General features: G+C 39.4%; 13 protein-coding genes and 1 pseudogene. 13 read left to right on the plus strand and 1 reads right to left on the minus strand.

The features are described from left to right. The first annotated feature begins 95 nt into the window (after positions 1-95). The 11 genes and pseudogenes from rpsA (at position 96) to ACTO1Y_RS01525 (ending at position 11,208) form a co-directional block, all read left to right on the plus strand. On the plus strand, positions 96-1,298 hold the full coding sequence (gene rpsA / locus ACTO1Y_RS01475; RefSeq protein ID WP_006145742.1) for a 30S ribosomal protein S1: 1,203 nt from the start codon (positions 96-98) through the stop codon (positions 1,296-1,298). A gap of 85 nt (positions 1,299-1,383) precedes the next feature. Continuing rightward, positions 1,384-1,881, plus strand: a complete 498-nt coding sequence (locus ACTO1Y_RS01480; RefSeq protein ID WP_441348089.1) for a GAF domain-containing protein — start codon at positions 1,384-1,386, stop codon at positions 1,879-1,881. Beyond that, positions 1,881-3,545 carry a DNA polymerase III subunit gamma/tau gene (gene dnaX / locus ACTO1Y_RS01485; protein ID WP_441348090.1) on the plus strand — a complete coding sequence of 555 codons (1,665 nt, stop codon included), beginning with the start codon at positions 1,881-1,883 and terminating at the stop codon, positions 3,543-3,545. Before ACTO1Y_RS01480 ends, dnaX begins: the two co-directional genes overlap by 1 nt. 22 nt (positions 3,546-3,567) lie before the next feature. After that, a complete protein-coding gene (locus ACTO1Y_RS01490; RefSeq protein WP_441348091.1) occupies positions 3,568-3,762 on the plus strand; it encodes a DUF3272 family protein in 195 nt (64 codons plus the stop codon). Positions 3,763-3,914: 152 nt separating this feature from the next. Beyond that, complete coding sequence (sufC, locus tag ACTO1Y_RS01495; protein ID WP_000114489.1) at positions 3,915-4,685, plus strand: Fe-S cluster assembly ATPase SufC; 771 nt, start codon at positions 3,915-3,917, stop codon at positions 4,683-4,685. A gap of 27 nt (positions 4,686-4,712) precedes the next feature. Next, positions 4,713-5,975, plus strand: a complete 1,263-nt coding sequence (gene sufD, locus ACTO1Y_RS01500; RefSeq protein WP_441348092.1) for a Fe-S cluster assembly protein SufD — start codon at positions 4,713-4,715, stop codon at positions 5,973-5,975. Positions 5,976-5,985: 10 nt separating this feature from the next. Next, on the plus strand, positions 5,986-7,212 hold the full coding sequence (locus tag ACTO1Y_RS01505) for a cysteine desulfurase (protein WP_441348093.1): 1,227 nt from the start codon (positions 5,986-5,988) through the stop codon (positions 7,210-7,212). Next, complete coding sequence (gene sufU / locus ACTO1Y_RS01510) at positions 7,199-7,639, plus strand: Fe-S cluster assembly sulfur transfer protein SufU (RefSeq protein WP_441348094.1); 441 nt, start codon at positions 7,199-7,201, stop codon at positions 7,637-7,639. The genes ACTO1Y_RS01505 and sufU overlap by 14 nt, the downstream gene beginning before the upstream one ends. Positions 7,640-7,674: 35 nt before the next feature. Continuing rightward, positions 7,675-9,087, plus strand: coding sequence for a Fe-S cluster assembly protein SufB (sufB, locus tag ACTO1Y_RS01515; protein ID WP_441348095.1), 1,413 nt, complete (start codon positions 7,675-7,677; stop codon positions 9,085-9,087). Between the two features lie 19 nt (positions 9,088-9,106). Then, positions 9,107-9,672, plus strand: a pseudogene (locus ACTO1Y_RS01520) (hypothetical protein). A gap of 138 nt (positions 9,673-9,810) precedes the next feature. After that, complete coding sequence (locus tag ACTO1Y_RS01525) at positions 9,811-11,208, plus strand: APC family permease (RefSeq protein ID WP_235083307.1); 1,398 nt, start codon at positions 9,811-9,813, stop codon at positions 11,206-11,208. A gap of 26 nt (positions 11,209-11,234) precedes the next feature. Here ACTO1Y_RS01525 and pbp3 read toward each other — a convergent pair whose 3' ends face one another. After that, on the minus strand, positions 11,235-12,476 hold the full coding sequence (gene pbp3 / locus ACTO1Y_RS01530; RefSeq protein ID WP_441348096.1) for a D-alanyl-D-alanine carboxypeptidase PBP3: 1,242 nt from the start codon (positions 12,474-12,476) through the stop codon (positions 11,235-11,237). Between the two features lie 105 nt (positions 12,477-12,581). On the opposite strand from pbp3, the gene ACTO1Y_RS01535 reads away from it, so the two are divergent. Next, positions 12,582-13,673 carry an AI-2E family transporter gene (locus ACTO1Y_RS01535; RefSeq protein ID WP_441348097.1) on the plus strand — a complete coding sequence of 364 codons (1,092 nt, stop codon included), beginning with the start codon at positions 12,582-12,584 and terminating at the stop codon, positions 13,671-13,673. A 200-nt stretch (positions 13,674-13,873) separates the two neighbouring features. Continuing rightward, on the plus strand, positions 13,874-15,070 hold the full coding sequence (gene tuf, locus ACTO1Y_RS01540) for an elongation factor Tu (RefSeq protein ID WP_006150925.1): 1,197 nt from the start codon (positions 13,874-13,876) through the stop codon (positions 15,068-15,070). Positions 15,071-15,100 lie beyond the last annotated feature (30 nt).

The raw sequence follows: 15,100 nt of genomic DNA on the forward strand, positions 1-15,100 counted from the left end.
AAGGACGTTCGAGATGTTCATGTCGTTGCGGGTGCTTAGGAAAAAAATTATAAGTATGTCAAGTTAAAAAACTTGATTGTTGGAGGATTTTTTAGATGAATGAATTTGAAGATTTGCTAAATAGCGTTAGCCAAGTTGAACCTGGTGATGTTGTTAGTGCTGAAGTATTGACAGTTGATGCTAATCAAGCTAACGTTGCAATCTCAGGAACTGGTGTTGAAGGTGTCTTGACTCTTCGCGAATTGACAAACGATCGCGATGCAGATATCAATGACTTTGTAAAAGTAGGTGAAGTATTTGATGTTCTTGTACTTCGTCAAGTAGTTGGTAAAGATACTGATACAGTAACATACCTTGTATCTAAAAAACGCCTTGAAGCTCGCAAAGCATGGGACAAACTTGTAGGACGTGAAGAAGAAGTTGTTACAGTTAAAGGAACTCGCGCTGTTAAAGGTGGACTTTCAGTAGAATTTGAAGGTTTGCGTGGATTTATCCCAGCTTCAATGTTGGATACACGTTTCGTACGTAACACTGAGCGTTTTGTAGGTCAAGAATTTGAAGCTAAAATTAAAGAAGTTGACCCTAAAGAAAACCGCTTCATCCTTTCACGTCGTGAAGTTGTAGAAGCAGCTACTGCTGCAGCTCGTGCTGAAGTATTCGGTAAATTGGCTGTTGGTGATGTTGTAACTGGTAAAGTTGCACGTATCACAAGCTTCGGTGCTTTCATCGACCTTGGTGGTGTTGATGGATTGGTTCACTTGACTGAATTGTCACACGAACGTAACGTTTCACCTAAATCAGTAGTAACTGTTGGTGAAGAAGTTGAAGTGAAAATCCTTGATCTTAACGAAGAAGAAGGACGTGTATCACTTTCACTTAAAGCAACAACACCTGGACCATGGGATGGCGTTGAGCAAAAATTGGCTAAAGGTGACGTTGTAGAAGGTACAGTTAAACGTTTGACTGACTTCGGTGCATTTGTTGAAGTATTGCCAGGTATTGATGGACTTGTTCACGTATCACAAATTTCACACAAACGTATTGAAAATCCAAAAGAAGCTCTTACAGTTGGTCAAGAAGTTACTGTTAAAGTTCTTGATGTTAACGCTGATGCAGAACGCGTTTCACTTTCTATCAAGGCTCTTGAAGAACGTCCAGCTCAAGAAGAAGGACAAAACGAAGAAAAACGTGCTCCACGTCCACGTCGTCCAAAACGTCAAGAAAAACGTGACTTTGAACTTCCAGAAACTCAAACTGGATTCTCAATGGCTGACTTGTTTGGAGACATCGAACTTTAATCAATCAGATTTAATTACAAATCCTTTGTTGTTAAAACAAGGGATTTTTCTTTTTTCAACTAGTATTTTTTGATATAATGGTTTTATGTTATATTCCGAAAAAGAATCAATTTATCAAATGGTCAATGCTCAGCTCACGGCACTTTTAGAAGGTGAGACCAATGTGTTGGCTAATCTATCAAATGCCAGCGCTCTCTTAAAAATGAACTTTCCTCGTACTGTCTTTGCAGGTTTCTATTTATATGACGGAAATGAGCTTATTTTAGGGCCTTTTCAAGGTGGAGTTTCATGTGTTAGAATCTCACTTGGGAAAGGCGTTTGTGGAGAGTCTGCGGCTAGTTGTCAAACGGTTATCGTTGGTGATGTGAAGACCTATCCCAACTATATTTCTTGTGATAGTAGTGCTCGTAGTGAGATTGTTCTTCCAATGGTAAAAAATGGACAGCTTCTTGGAGTATTAGATTTAGATTCATCTCATGTTGATGATTATGATGAAATTGATCAACGCTATTTAGAAGAATTTGTTACCATCTTGTTGGAAAAAACAGAATGGATATTTTCAATGTTTGAGGAGAAAGCATAATGTATCAGGCGCTTTATCGAAAATATAGAAGTCAAAATTTTTCACAGTTAGTGGGCCAGGATGTTATTGCTCGAACACTTAAACAGGCTGTGGAACAGGATAAGATTAGTCACGCCTACCTATTTTCAGGGCCTCGTGGAACTGGCAAAACCAGTGTAGCCAAAATATTTGCCAAGGCTATGAACTGCCCTAATCAAGTAGGGGGAGAACCTTGTAATAACTGTTATATCTGTCAAGCGGTAACGGAAGGAAGTTTAGAAGACGTTATCGAAATGGATGCTGCTTCTAATAATGGGGTTGATGAAATTCGTGATATCCGTGATAAATCAACCTATGCTCCAAGTATAGCTCAGTATAAGGTCTATATCATTGACGAGGTCCATATGCTTTCAACAGGTGCCTTTAATGCTCTTTTGAAAACACTGGAAGAACCTACTCCAAATGTCGTTTTTATTCTGGCAACGACAGAGTTGCATAAAATTCCTGCAACGATTTTATCTCGTGTTCAACGATTTGAGTTTAAGTCTATTAAGACTCAGGATATTCGTGATCATATCTTCCAGATTTTGGAAAAAGAAGGAATTGATTACGAGACAGAAGCTGTCGAAATTATTGCTCGACGAGCTGAAGGTGGTATGCGGGACGCCTTATCTATCTTAGACCAGGCATTAAGCTTAACACAGGAAACTACTCTTACTACAGCAGTTTCTGAGGAAATCACTGGGACCATTAGTTTAAGTGCTTTGGACGATTATGTTGCTTCTTTAGCACAAAAGAATGTAACAGGTGCTTTGGAACAACTTGATCTGATTTTTGAGAATGGAAAGAGCATGACACGGTTTGTAGTGGATTTACTACAATACTTACGTGATATCTTAATTGTTCAAGCAGGTGGAGAGAATACTCACCATAGTGATGTATTTGAGAGAAATTTAGACCTTCCGCAGGATATCTTGTTTGAGATGATTAGTCTTGCTACTAAAAGTCTGGCTGATATTAAGGCTAGCTTACAACCTAAGATTTATGCTGAAATGATGACTATTCGTTTAGCAGAAATCGATTCACAGCCAGAACTTTCAGGTGAGGTGGCCGAAGAGCTATCTTCTCTACGAGAAGAAGTTGCACGGTTAAAACAAGCTCTTGCTAATGTAGGGTCTACCCCAAAACAATCTGTTTCGACACCGAGTCGTCCGACGAACAATAAGTCCATCTATCGTGTAGACCGAAATAAGGTACAGTCTATTCTTCAAGAAGCAGTAGAAAATCCAGACTTAGCCCGTCAAAACTTAATCCGTCTTCAGAATGCTTGGGGAGAAGTCATCGAAAGCTTATCAGGACCAGATAAGGCACTCTTGGCTGGTTCTCAACCAGTTGCTGCTAATGAACACCATGCGATTTTGGCTTTTGAATCGAATTTCAATGCTGGTCAAACCATGAAACGAGACAATCTCAATACCATGTTTGGCAATATTCTTAGTCGTGCTGCTGGATTTTCTCCAGAGATTCTTGCTATTTCTATGGATGAATGGAAGGAAGTTCGAGCTGCATTTTCAAGCAGAGCTAAAGGTTCTCAAGAACAGGTCAATAAGGAAGAACCCGAAGAATCCATACTTCCTCAAGGCTTTGAATTTTTAGCAGATAAAGTGACCATAGCAGAAGACTAATAGGAAGTTGTGGTAAAAGACTATGAACAGACAACAATTTATTATCATGGCCTTATTTACTGCTGCTGAGACTTATTTCTTTAATGAATCCATCATGGAGCAACGGTATACCGTGGCCTTGCTTTGGGCTATTTTGATCCTGAGAAATTTTCGCGTGAGCTATATCATGGGTAAAATTGTGAGCGCTATAGATGATCATTTTCAAGGGAAGAAGTAGCTCCTAGCTTCTAGACAAAATCAAAGCCTTTTAGGCTTTTTTTTGTTATACTATAAAGGTATATTTATTGACATTTTACCGTATTTTCTAAGACTTTAAAAAGTTGAATTTTAGTGGGTACTGTAAAAAGGATTGAAAAGAAAGGAACTATCATGTCAGTATTAGAGATCAAAGATCTTCACGTTGAAATTGAAGGAAAAGAAATTTTAAAAGGAGTCAACCTGACTCTTAAAACAGGGGAAATTGCAGCTATCATGGGACCAAATGGTACCGGTAAGTCTACTCTTTCAGCTGCAATTATGGGAAACCCGAACTATGAAGTCACTAAAGGTGAAGTCTTGTTTGACGGTGTAAATATCCTTGAATTGGAAGTGGACGAGCGTGCGCGCATGGGACTTTTCCTTGCTATGCAATACCCATCAGAAATTCCTGGAATCACAAATGCTGAATTTCTTCGTGCAGCCATGAATGCTGGTAAAGAAGATGACGAAAAGATTTCAGTTCGCGAGTTCATCACTAAATTGGATGAAAAAATGGAATTGCTCAACATGAAAGAAGAAATGGCTGAGCGTTACCTTAACGAAGGATTCTCTGGTGGTGAGAAAAAACGTAATGAAATTCTACAACTCTTGATGTTGGAACCAACTTTTGCCCTTCTTGATGAGATTGACTCAGGTCTTGATATCGATGCTCTTAAAGTTGTCTCTAAAGGTGTTAATGCTATGCGTGGCGAAGGCTTTGGTGCAATGATCATTACTCACTATCAACGTCTCTTGAACTATATTACGCCAGATGTAGTACACGTTATGATGGAAGGTCGTGTTGTTCTTTCTGGTGGTCCAGAATTGGCTGCACGTTTGGAACGTGAAGGATACGCAAAATTAGCTGAAGAACTTGGCTATGACTACAAGGAAGAATTGTAATTCGCTCGTATCTTTTAGGAGAAGTAAATGACTAAAGAAACTATTAAACTTTTTTCAGAAATGCATGCTGAACCAAGCTGGTTGGCTGACCTCCGTCAAAAAGCCTTTGATAAGATTGAGAGTTTAGAATTACCAGTTATTGAGCGTGTTAAATTTCACCGTTGGAATCTGGGTGATGGAACTATTACAGAAAGTGAACCGTCAGCAAATGTACCTGACTTCACTGATCTAGACAATCACTTGAAGTTGGTGCAAGTAGGAACCCAGACTGTTTTTGAACAAATTCCAGTTGAGTTGGCTGAACAAGGAGTGGTCTTTACAGACTTCCACTCAGCTTTAGAAGATATTCCAGAACTCGTAGAAGAATTTTTCATGTCATCAGTGAAATACGATGATGATAAGTTGGCAGCCTACCATACAGCATACTTTAACAGTGGTGCTGTTCTCTACATTCCAGATAACGTAGAAATCACAGAACCAATTGAAGGTATTTTCTACCAAGACAGCGATAGCGATGTGCCATTTAACAAGCATATCCTCATTATCGCTGGTAAGAACAGTAAGTTTAGCTACCTTGAGCGTCTGGAGTCACGTGGAGAAGGTAGTGCTAAGGCAACTGCCAATATCACAGTAGAAGTCATTGCACGTTCAGGCGCACAAGTGAAGTTTGCAGCGATCGACCGTCTTGGCGAAAATGTTACAGCCTACATTAGCCGCCGTGGTAAATTGGGCAACGATGCAAGTATTGACTGGGCTATCGGTGTCATGAATGAAGGAAATGTTGTTGCTGACTTTGATAGTGACTTGATTGGAAATGGTAGCCATGCAGACCTTAAGGTTGTAGCGCTTTCAAGTGGCCGTCAGGTTCAAGGGATTGATACTCGAGTGACTAACTATGGTTGCAACTCTATCGGTAATATCCTTCAACATGGGGTTATCCTTGAAAAAGCAACTTTGACCTTCAACGGTATCGGACACATCATCAAGGGTGCTAAGGGAGCAGATGCTCAACAAGAAAGCCGTGTTCTCATGCTTTCTGACCAAGCTCGTTCAGATGCTAACCCAATTCTTTTGATTGATGAAAATGATGTCACTGCAGGACACGCGGCTTCTATTGGTCAAGTTGATCCTGAAGACATGTACTACCTCATGAGTCGTGGTTTGGATAAAGCGACTGCGGAACGCTTGGTTGTACGTGGATTCCTTGGATCAGTTATCGTTGAGATTCCTGTCAAGGAAGTTCGTGATGAAATGATTGCGACGATCGAAGAAAAATTGTCAAAACGCTAAGGGGAAGCCTATGTTAGATATAGAAGTGATTCGCAAGGATTTTCCGATTTTAGACCAGATTGTCAACGACGAGCCTTTGGTCTATCTGGACAATGCTGCGACGACACAAAAACCATTAGCAGTTCTGGAAGCCATTAATCACTACTATGAGCAGGACAATGCCAATGTTCACCGTGGAGTTCACACTTTGGCAGAACGAGCGACAGCATCCTATGAAGCTGCTCGTGAAACTATTCGTAAGTTCATCAATGCAGGTTCGACAAAGGAAGTTCTCTTTACCAGAGGTACCACAACTGGTCTCAACTGGGTAGCGCGCTTCGCTGAGGAGGTCTTGACCGAGGGAGACCAGGTCTTGATTTCAGTCATGGAACACCATTCCAACATCATTCCTTGGCAGGAAGCTTGCCGAAAGACTGGGGCTGAGCTTGTTTATGTCTATCTCAAGGATGGAGCTCTTGATATGGATGATTTACGAGCTAAATTAACAGATAAAGTTAAGTTTGTCTCGCTAGCTCATGCTTCCAATGTTCTTGGAGTGGTCAATCCTATCAAAGAAATCACGCAAATGGCTCATAAAGTTGGAGCTATTATGGTGGTAGATGGTGCTCAGTCTACGCCGCATATGAAGATTGATGTTCAGGACTTGGATGTAGACTTCTTTGCCTTCTCAGGTCACAAGATGGCTGGTCCGACTGGTATTGGTGTTCTTTACGGTAAAGAAAAATATCTGGAACAAATGTCACCGGTGGAGTTTGGTGGCGAGATGATTGATTTCGTATATGAGCAATCTGCTAGTTGGAAAGAATTGCCTTGGAAATTTGAGGCTGGAACTCCCAATATGGCAGGTGCGATTGGACTTGCAGCTGCAGTAGATTATCTTGAAAATCTTGGGATGGATGCGATTGAAACTCATGAACAGGAATTGATCGCATATGTCTTTCCAAAATTGCGGGCCATTGAAGGATTGACCATTTACGGTTCGCAAGATTTGGCTCAACGTTCAGGTGTTATTGCCTTTAACCTAGGAGACCTTCACCCACACGACCTTGCGACAGCTCTGGATTATGAAGGAGTAGCGGTTCGTGCCGGTCACCATTGTGCTCAACCTTTGCTCCAGTATTTAGAAGTTCCAGCAACAGCTCGTGCAAGTTTTTATATCTACAATACCAAGGCAGATTGCGACAAGTTAGTCGATGCTTTACAAAAGACAAAGGAGTTTTTCAATGGCACTTTCTAAACTAGATAGCCTTTATATGGCAGTGGTAGCAGACCATTCGAAAAATCCCCATCACCAAGGGAAGCTAGAAGATGCTGAACAAATCAGTCTTAACAATCCAACCTGTGGTGATGTCATCAATCTCTCTGTCAAGTTTAACGCTGAAGATCGCTTGGAAGATATCGCTTTTCTAAATTCAGGTTGTACTATTTCAACTGCCTCTGCCAGTATGATGACGGATGCAGTTCTAGGTAAGACAAAGCAAGAGATTTTAGAATTAGCAACTATTTTTTCAGAAATGGTTCAAGGTCAAAAAAAAGATAGACAAGACAGTCTTGGAGATGCAGCTTTTTTATCTGGTGTAGCTAAATTCCCACAAAGAATTAAGTGTGCAACCTTAGCTTGGAACGCTCTCAAAAGAACAATTGAAAATCAAGAAGATAAATAAGAAACATAAAAACACATAATGAAAGAAAGGATATTATGGCTGAAGAAAGAGTAGAACCAAAACCAATCGATCTTGGTGAATATAAATTTGGTTTCCATGATGATGTAGAGCCTGTCCTATCGACAGGAAAAGGATTGAATGAAGATGTCATTCGTGAACTATCAGCTGCTAAGGGAGAGCCTGAGTGGATGTTAGAATTCCGTTTGAAATCTTATGAAACCTTCAAAAAAATGCCCATGCAAACATGGGGAGCAGACTTGTCAGAGATTGATTTTGATGACTTGATTTACTACCAAAAACCATCTTATAAACCAGCCCGTTCTTGGGATGAAGTTCCTGAAAAAATCAAAGAAACCTTTGAACGTATTGGGATTCCTGAAGCTGAGCGTGCTTATCTTGCTGGAGCTTCTGCCCAGTATGAGTCAGAAGTGGTTTACCATAACATGAAGGAAGAATTTGAGAAGTTAGGTATCATCTTTACAGATACAGATTCTGCCCTCAAGGAATACCCAGACTTGTTTAAACAATACTTTGCTAAGTTGGTACCGCCGACAGATAACAAGTTAGCTGCCCTCAATTCAGCAGTATGGTCAGGTGGAACCTTTATCTATGTACCAAAAGGAGTTAAAGTGGATATTCCACTTCAAACTTACTTCCGTATCAACAACGAAAATACTGGTCAGTTTGAACGTACCTTAATCATCGTTGATGAGGGAGCAAGTGTCCACTATGTAGAAGGATGTACAGCGCCAACTTATTCAAGTAACAGTTTGCATGCTGCCATTGTAGAAATCTTTGCCTTGGACGGAGCTTACATGCGTTATACAACCATCCAAAACTGGTCTGATAACGTCTATAACTTGGTAACAAAACGTGCCAAAGCCTTGAAAGATGCGACTGTTGAGTGGATCGATGGAAACTTAGGTGCCAAAACAACCATGAAATACCCATCTGTTTACCTTGATGGAGAAGGTGCGCGTGGAACCATGCTTTCAATTGCCTTTGCCAATGCTGGTCAACACCAGGATACTGGTGCCAAGATGATTCACAACGCGCCACATACAAGTTCATCAATCGTATCTAAATCCATCGCCAAAGGCGGAGGGAAAGTTGACTATCGTGGACAAGTAACCTTTAACAAGAACTCTAAGAAATCTGTTTCTCACATCGAGTGTGATACCATTATCATGGATGACTTGTCAGCATCAGATACTATTCCGTTCAATGAAATCCACAACTCACAAGTAGCTTTGGAGCACGAAGCTAAGGTTTCTAAGATTTCAGAAGAACAACTCTATTATCTCATGAGCCGTGGTTTGTCAGAGTCTGAGGCAACTGAGATGATCGTTATGGGATTTGTAGAGCCCTTCACTAAAGAACTACCAATGGAATATGCTGTTGAGCTTAACCGCTTGATTAGCTATGAAATGGAAGGATCTGTCGGATAAAACCCAAAAGGAGAAGCAAATGGGATTCTTAAAAAAGTTATTTGGTAATATCGAAAAAGCGAATAAAGGCGAAATTTCTGCCGAGGAAATTGTTCCACCTTTTACAGTTGATTTAGTAGAAGAAGCTGATGATTATTGGAGACAAATGGAAGAAAATCTCCTTATAAACGCTGTCATGTTGGTGGTCCAGAGGCAGTGGAACGTGCTTTTGTTCTTACCAATTTTAAGAAAAATCAAGAAACCTTTGAGCTCTTTTATCAGGTGGATGGTCAATTACTTTCTTGGAGAGAGATGGATGCAAGTGTTGTCGATAAAATCAGCAATCAACTTCTACCACAAGCAGCAGAAGTGGCGCGTGCGGTAAATGAAAATTATGAAGAGGCAAATGTACCAGTAATCCAGTACGCTATGCTTCAGTTTGAAACTGCAACCATGGCTTGGTTTGGTCGGAAGATTACAATAACTTCTCCAGAAGCCAAATTAACTTTTTAAGAATTAGTATCTGGATGGCGCGCTATTTTGGAACAAGAAATTCCAAATCGTCCTTTAGATAGTGACCGTCCGTTCCCATACTACGAAGTCTAATAACTGTCGAATTTTAACTAGAAATAAAAACTGAGCAAATACTAATTTGTTCAGTTTTTTAATATACAATTTTATAAATATTCACAAAATCCATTATTTGTGGTAAAATAAAACAATAATTGTTAGTGGAGATCAATTATGAATATTTTTAGAACGAAAGACGTAAGTCTAGGAAAAACAGAGATGCATCGTCATCTGAAATTATGGGATTTAATTCTCTTGGGAATTGGAGCCATGGTGGGAACAGGTATCTTTACCATTACAGGAACAGCTGCAGCTACATTAGCAGGTCCAGCCCTTGTTGTTTCTATCGTTATCTCAGCTATCTGTGTTTCCTTATCGGCGCTCTTTTTTGCAGAATTTGCTTCTCGTGTTCCAGCAACTGGTGGCGCTTATAGTTATCTATATGCAATTTTGGGAGAATTTCCTGCTTGGATTGCCGGTTGGTTAACTATTATGGAATTTATGACAGCAGTCTCTGGTGTCGCTTCTGGATGGGCAGCCTATTTTAAAGGTTTGCTTAGTCATTATGGAATTTCCTTGCCACAAACCTTAAACGGGACATTTAACCAAGAAAATGGTACTTATATTGATCTTTTACCAATTTTAGTGATTATCCTTGTTACAGGTGTTGTTCTATTGAATTCGAAAACTGCTCTTCGTTTTAATTCGATTCTTGTTGTTTTAAAATTTTCTGCTCTTGCCTTATTTATCTTAGTTGGAATTTGGTATATTAAACCTGAGAACTGGTCCAATTTTGCTCCATTTGGTTTTGGTCAGATTTATGGTGGAAGCACAGGGATTATGGCTGGAGCTTCCCTCATGTTCTTTGGATTCTTAGGTTTTGAGTCCATTTCTATGGCAGTTGATGAAATTCAACGACCGCAAAAGAACATCCCTCGTGGAATTGTCTTATCCTTGATGATCGTAACCATACTTTATGCCTTGGTAACCTTAGTTTTAACAGGTGTTGTCCACTATAGCAAGCTCAATGTCGATGATGCGGTTGCTTTTGCTCTTAGAAATATTGGTATAGGATGGGCAGCAAACTATGTTTCTATTGTTGCTATTTTTACCTTGATTACAGTATGTATTTCAATGACTTATGCCTTATCTCGCATGATTTATAGTTTGGCACGTGATGGACTCTTGCCTCAAAGTTTCAAACAAGTAACTAAGACAAGTCGAGTCCCTAAGAATGCTACTATTTTAACGGGAGTCGTTTCAGCGATTGCAGCAGGGATTTTTCCTCTATCTAGTATTGCAGCCTTTCTTAATATCTGTACTTTGGCTTATCTTATTTTATTAGCCTATGGGATTATCAAGCTAAGAAAAGATAAGGGAGAGCCTAAAGAGGGAGAATTTAAAACACCCCTGGTTCCCTTTCTACCAATCTTATCGATTCTTATTTGTCTATCCTTTATGCTACAATATACTATTGAAACATGGATAGCATTTGGTTTAGCCTTAATTATAGGAGTTATTATTTACTTTACTTATGGCTATAAACACTCAACTTTATCAAAAAGAAAATAAAAAAATCGCGATTACTCGCGATTTTTTTATAATTTTTCATTTACAAATCGAACGAAGCGATTCCACCATACTTTTAAGAAGAAGGCCTTTTCGACATTTTTATCAGAAACCATTTCGAAGCTTGGTTTGTCAGAGGTAATATAGCCTTGACCAACTAAGTCTTTATCTTCATAGGTTAGATGACCAACCACAGTACCTGCTTCAAGTGGAGCGGTATGTTCAGTAGTATCAGGCGTGTAGGTGACAGATGACTGAGCTCGACTTCCAAGGCGTTGAACAATTTTTATATCTTCTTTAGCAACTGCTGTAACGGTATCTTGTTTTCCATCTAGGACAGGAGATTTACTATCTTGGTAGCTTTCTCCTTGTTTTACAATTGTTTGGAGAGCAAAGTTTGATGAGATATAATCTAGAAGTGCAGAAGTTGCTGTGAAACGAGCATAAGGATTTGTATCTTGGTTATCAGCATTGAGGACAACTGTGATGATACGCATTCCTTTTTCTACAGTCGTACCGACAAAAGAAGCACCCGCTTTATCAGTTGTTCCAGTTTTAAGACCATCGACACCACCGCGGTAAGCAGGCATTCCTTCCAACATATAGTTAGTAGAAGTAATGGTCATTCCTCTGAAAGTAGAGGAAGGTTTCTTGGTAATTTCTAAGACCTGAGGGTACTTGAGGATAAGATTACGAGCGACGACAGCTACATCATAGGCGCTCAATTTATTTTCATCGTCTTTCTTAGAACCTGGATAGATATTGTTTCCAAGAGTTTCATTGTTGAGACCGGTTGTATTGACTAGGGTAGCATCTTGGATTCCCCATTCAAGAAGTTTGGCCTTCATCATATCTACAAAGTCTTTTTCAGATCCCGCAATCTTTTCGGACAAAGCGATAGCTGCACTATTGGCACTAGATACCAATGTTGCTTCTAGTAACTCTTCAACAGTATAGTTACGAGCTTCCATAGGAACGTTACTTGCTTCGGAGTTGGTTGTGAGCTGATATGGGAAATCTGAAATTTCTACCGGAGTGGAAAGAGTGATTTTTCCTTGTTCCAGTGCTTCATAGACTAGGTAAACAGTAAGTAGCTTACTAATAGAAGCAATTTCAACAGGTTGAGTCGCATCTTTTTCATATAAAATCTTACCAGTAGTCGCTTCAACAGCGATGGCATGTTTTGCGGCGACATCAAAATCCTGAGCAAAAGCAGTAGTAGCAGAACCAAATGAAATAAGTGTGATTAATGTTAAAAATAATTTCTTCATAGTAACTTTATTCTATCATAAAGACAAAAAATATTCTTATTTTTATGATGAAGGTTATCAATCTTTTTCGAATTATGGTAAAATAGGAAAAAGAGGAGGTGGCCTATGTTTCGAAGAAATAAATTATTCTTCTGGACAACTGAGATTTTATTAATAACCTTAATTTTCTACCTATGGAGGGAAATGGGGGCAATTATTACACCATTTGTAAGTGTCGTTAATACCATCATGATTCCCTTTTTATTAGGAGGATTTTTATACTATTTGACCAACCCAATTGTTATCTTTTTAGAGAAAGAGTGCAAGATTAACCGCATCATCGGAATTTTGTTGACCCTATTTGTTCTCTTTGGGTCACTTGTCATTGGTTTTGTCTATCTCTTACCGATTTTAATCAATCAGTTGAGTAGCTTGATTATATCTAGTCAAGGAATCTATGGTCGACTCCAAGATTTAGTAATAGAATTATCAAAATATCCTACTTTCCAAGAGCTTGATATTCAACAAACAATCCAGCAATTAAATCTTTCTTATGTTGATATTCTGCAAAATATCTTAAATAGCGTAACAAACAGTGTCGGTAGTGTTCTGTCAGCATTAGTAAGTACAGTTTTAATTATCATTATGACGCCGGTTTTCTTGGTATACTTCCTACTAGATGGGCATAAGTTCTTACCGATGTTAGAAAGAACTGTTTTAAAAAGAGATAGACTGAATATTTCTGGTTTATTAACAAACTTGAATACGACTATTTCCCGTTACATTAGCGGTGTATCAATTGATGCATTCATAATCGGATGTCTGGCCTTTATCGGATATAGTGTCATTGGACTCAAGTATGCATTGGTTTTTGCTATTTTCTCTGGTTTAGCCAATTTGATTCCTTATGTTGGACCGAGTATTGGACTAATACCGATGATTATTTCAAATCTGTTTACGGATCCACAAAAGATGATAATAGCAGTTATCTATATGCTGATTATCCAACAAGTAGATGGGAATATCCTCTACCCTCGAATTGTGGGTGGTGTTATGAAGGTTCATCCGATTACAATTCTCGTCCTATTATTGTTATCAAGTAATATCTATGGTGTCGTTGGTATGATTGTTGCCGTTCCTACCTACTCGATTCTCAAAGAAATATCCAAATTCCTAGTTCGACTTTATGAAAAACATAAAGAAGTACAAGAAAAATAAAGATTTTCAAAAAGAAACAGATTCATCTGTTTCTTTTTTTATCAATAAATCGAGTACTGAGAAGAAGAATAAGAATAATTCACAAAATCTTTGTAAAACACTTGCAATTTAGCTAAAATTTGATAAAATAGTAAGGAAAGTTAGACTGTATTGCCTACTGTCTATCTATAAAATATATTTTATTGGAGGCTTTTACTCAAATGGCAAAAGAAAAATACGATCGTAGTAAACCACACGTTAACATTGGTACTATCGGACACGTTGACCACGGTAAAACTACCCTAACTGCAGCTATCACAACTGTTTTGGCACGTCGCTTGCCTTCATCAGTTAACCAACCAAAAGACTATGCGTCTATCGATGCTGCTCCAGAAGAACGCGAACGCGGTATCACTATCAACACTGCGCACGTTGAGTACGAAACTGAAAAACGTCACTACGCTCACATCGACGCTCCAGGACACGCGGACTACGTTAAAAACATGATCACTGGTGCCGCTCAAATGGACGGAGCTATCCTTGTAGTAGCTTCAACTGACGGACCAATGCCACAAACTCGTGAGCACATCCTTCTTTCACGTCAGGTTGGTGTTAAACACCTTATCGTCTTCATGAACAAAGTTGACTTGGTTGACGACGAAGAATTGCTTGAATTGGTTGAAATGGAAATCCGTGACCTTCTTTCAGAATACGATTTCCCAGGTGACGATCTTCCAGTTATCCAAGGTTCAGCTCTTAAAGCCCTTGAAGGTGACACTAAATACGAAGATATCGTTATGGAATTGATGAACACAGTTGATGAGTACATCCCAGAACCAGAACGTGACACTGACAAACCATTGCTTCTTCCAGTCGAAGACGTATTCTCAATCACTGGACGTGGTACTGTTGCTTCAGGACGTATCGACCGTGGTGTCGTTCGTGTCAACGACGAAATCGAAATCGTTGGTATCAAAGAAGAAATCCAAAAAGCAGTTGTTACTGGTGTTGAAATGTTCCGTAAACAACTTGACGAAGGTCTTGCAGGAGACAACGTAGGTGTGCTTCTTCGTGGTATCCAACGTGATGAAATCGAACGTGGACAAGTTATCGCTAAACCAGGTTCAATCAACCCACACACTAAATTCAAAGGTGAAGTTTACATCCTTACTAAAGAAGAAGGTGGACGTCACACTCCATTCTTCAACAACTACCGCCCACAATTCTACTTCCGTACTACTGACGTTACAGGTTCAATCGAACTTCCAGCAGGTACTGAAATGGTAATGCCAGGTGATAACGTGACAATCGACGTTGAGTTGATCCACCCAATCGCCGTAGAACAAGGTACTACATTCTCTATCCGTGAGGGTGGACGTACTGTTGGTTCAGGTATGGTTACAGAAATCGAAGCTTAATTCGATTTAGTTCCCAGAAGAACAATTATT

This window comes from Streptococcus sp. V728, from assembly GCF_052077995.1.
GTDB classification, from domain to species: domain Bacteria; phylum Bacillota; class Bacilli; order Lactobacillales; family Streptococcaceae; genus Streptococcus; species Streptococcus infantis_B.

What these genes read in the sequence shown, in the direction of transcription:
- rpsA (WP_006145742.1), top strand. Translation starts at nt 96, where the DNA reads ATGAATGAATTTGAAGATTTGCTAAATAGCGTTAGCCAAGTTGAACCT.
- ACTO1Y_RS01480 (WP_441348089.1), top strand. Translation starts at nt 1,384, where the DNA reads ATGTTATATTCCGAAAAAGAATCAATTTATCAAATGGTCAATGCTCAG.
- dnaX (WP_441348090.1), top strand. Translation starts at nt 1,881, where the DNA reads ATGTATCAGGCGCTTTATCGAAAATATAGAAGTCAAAATTTTTCACAG.
- ACTO1Y_RS01490 (WP_441348091.1), top strand. Translation starts at nt 3,568, where the DNA reads ATGAACAGACAACAATTTATTATCATGGCCTTATTTACTGCTGCTGAG.
- sufC (WP_000114489.1), top strand. Translation starts at nt 3,915, where the DNA reads ATGTCAGTATTAGAGATCAAAGATCTTCACGTTGAAATTGAAGGAAAA.
- sufD (WP_441348092.1), top strand. Translation starts at nt 4,713, where the DNA reads ATGACTAAAGAAACTATTAAACTTTTTTCAGAAATGCATGCTGAACCA.
- ACTO1Y_RS01505 (WP_441348093.1), top strand. Translation starts at nt 5,986, where the DNA reads ATGTTAGATATAGAAGTGATTCGCAAGGATTTTCCGATTTTAGACCAG.
- sufU (WP_441348094.1), top strand. Translation starts at nt 7,199, where the DNA reads ATGGCACTTTCTAAACTAGATAGCCTTTATATGGCAGTGGTAGCAGAC.
- sufB (WP_441348095.1), top strand. Translation starts at nt 7,675, where the DNA reads ATGGCTGAAGAAAGAGTAGAACCAAAACCAATCGATCTTGGTGAATAT.
- ACTO1Y_RS01525 (WP_235083307.1), top strand. Translation starts at nt 9,811, where the DNA reads ATGAATATTTTTAGAACGAAAGACGTAAGTCTAGGAAAAACAGAGATG.
- pbp3 (WP_441348096.1), bottom strand. Translation starts at nt 12,476, where the DNA reads ATGAAGAAATTATTTTTAACATTAATCACACTTATTTCATTTGGTTCT.
- ACTO1Y_RS01535 (WP_441348097.1), top strand. Translation starts at nt 12,582, where the DNA reads ATGTTTCGAAGAAATAAATTATTCTTCTGGACAACTGAGATTTTATTA.
- tuf (WP_006150925.1), top strand. Translation starts at nt 13,874, where the DNA reads ATGGCAAAAGAAAAATACGATCGTAGTAAACCACACGTTAACATTGGT.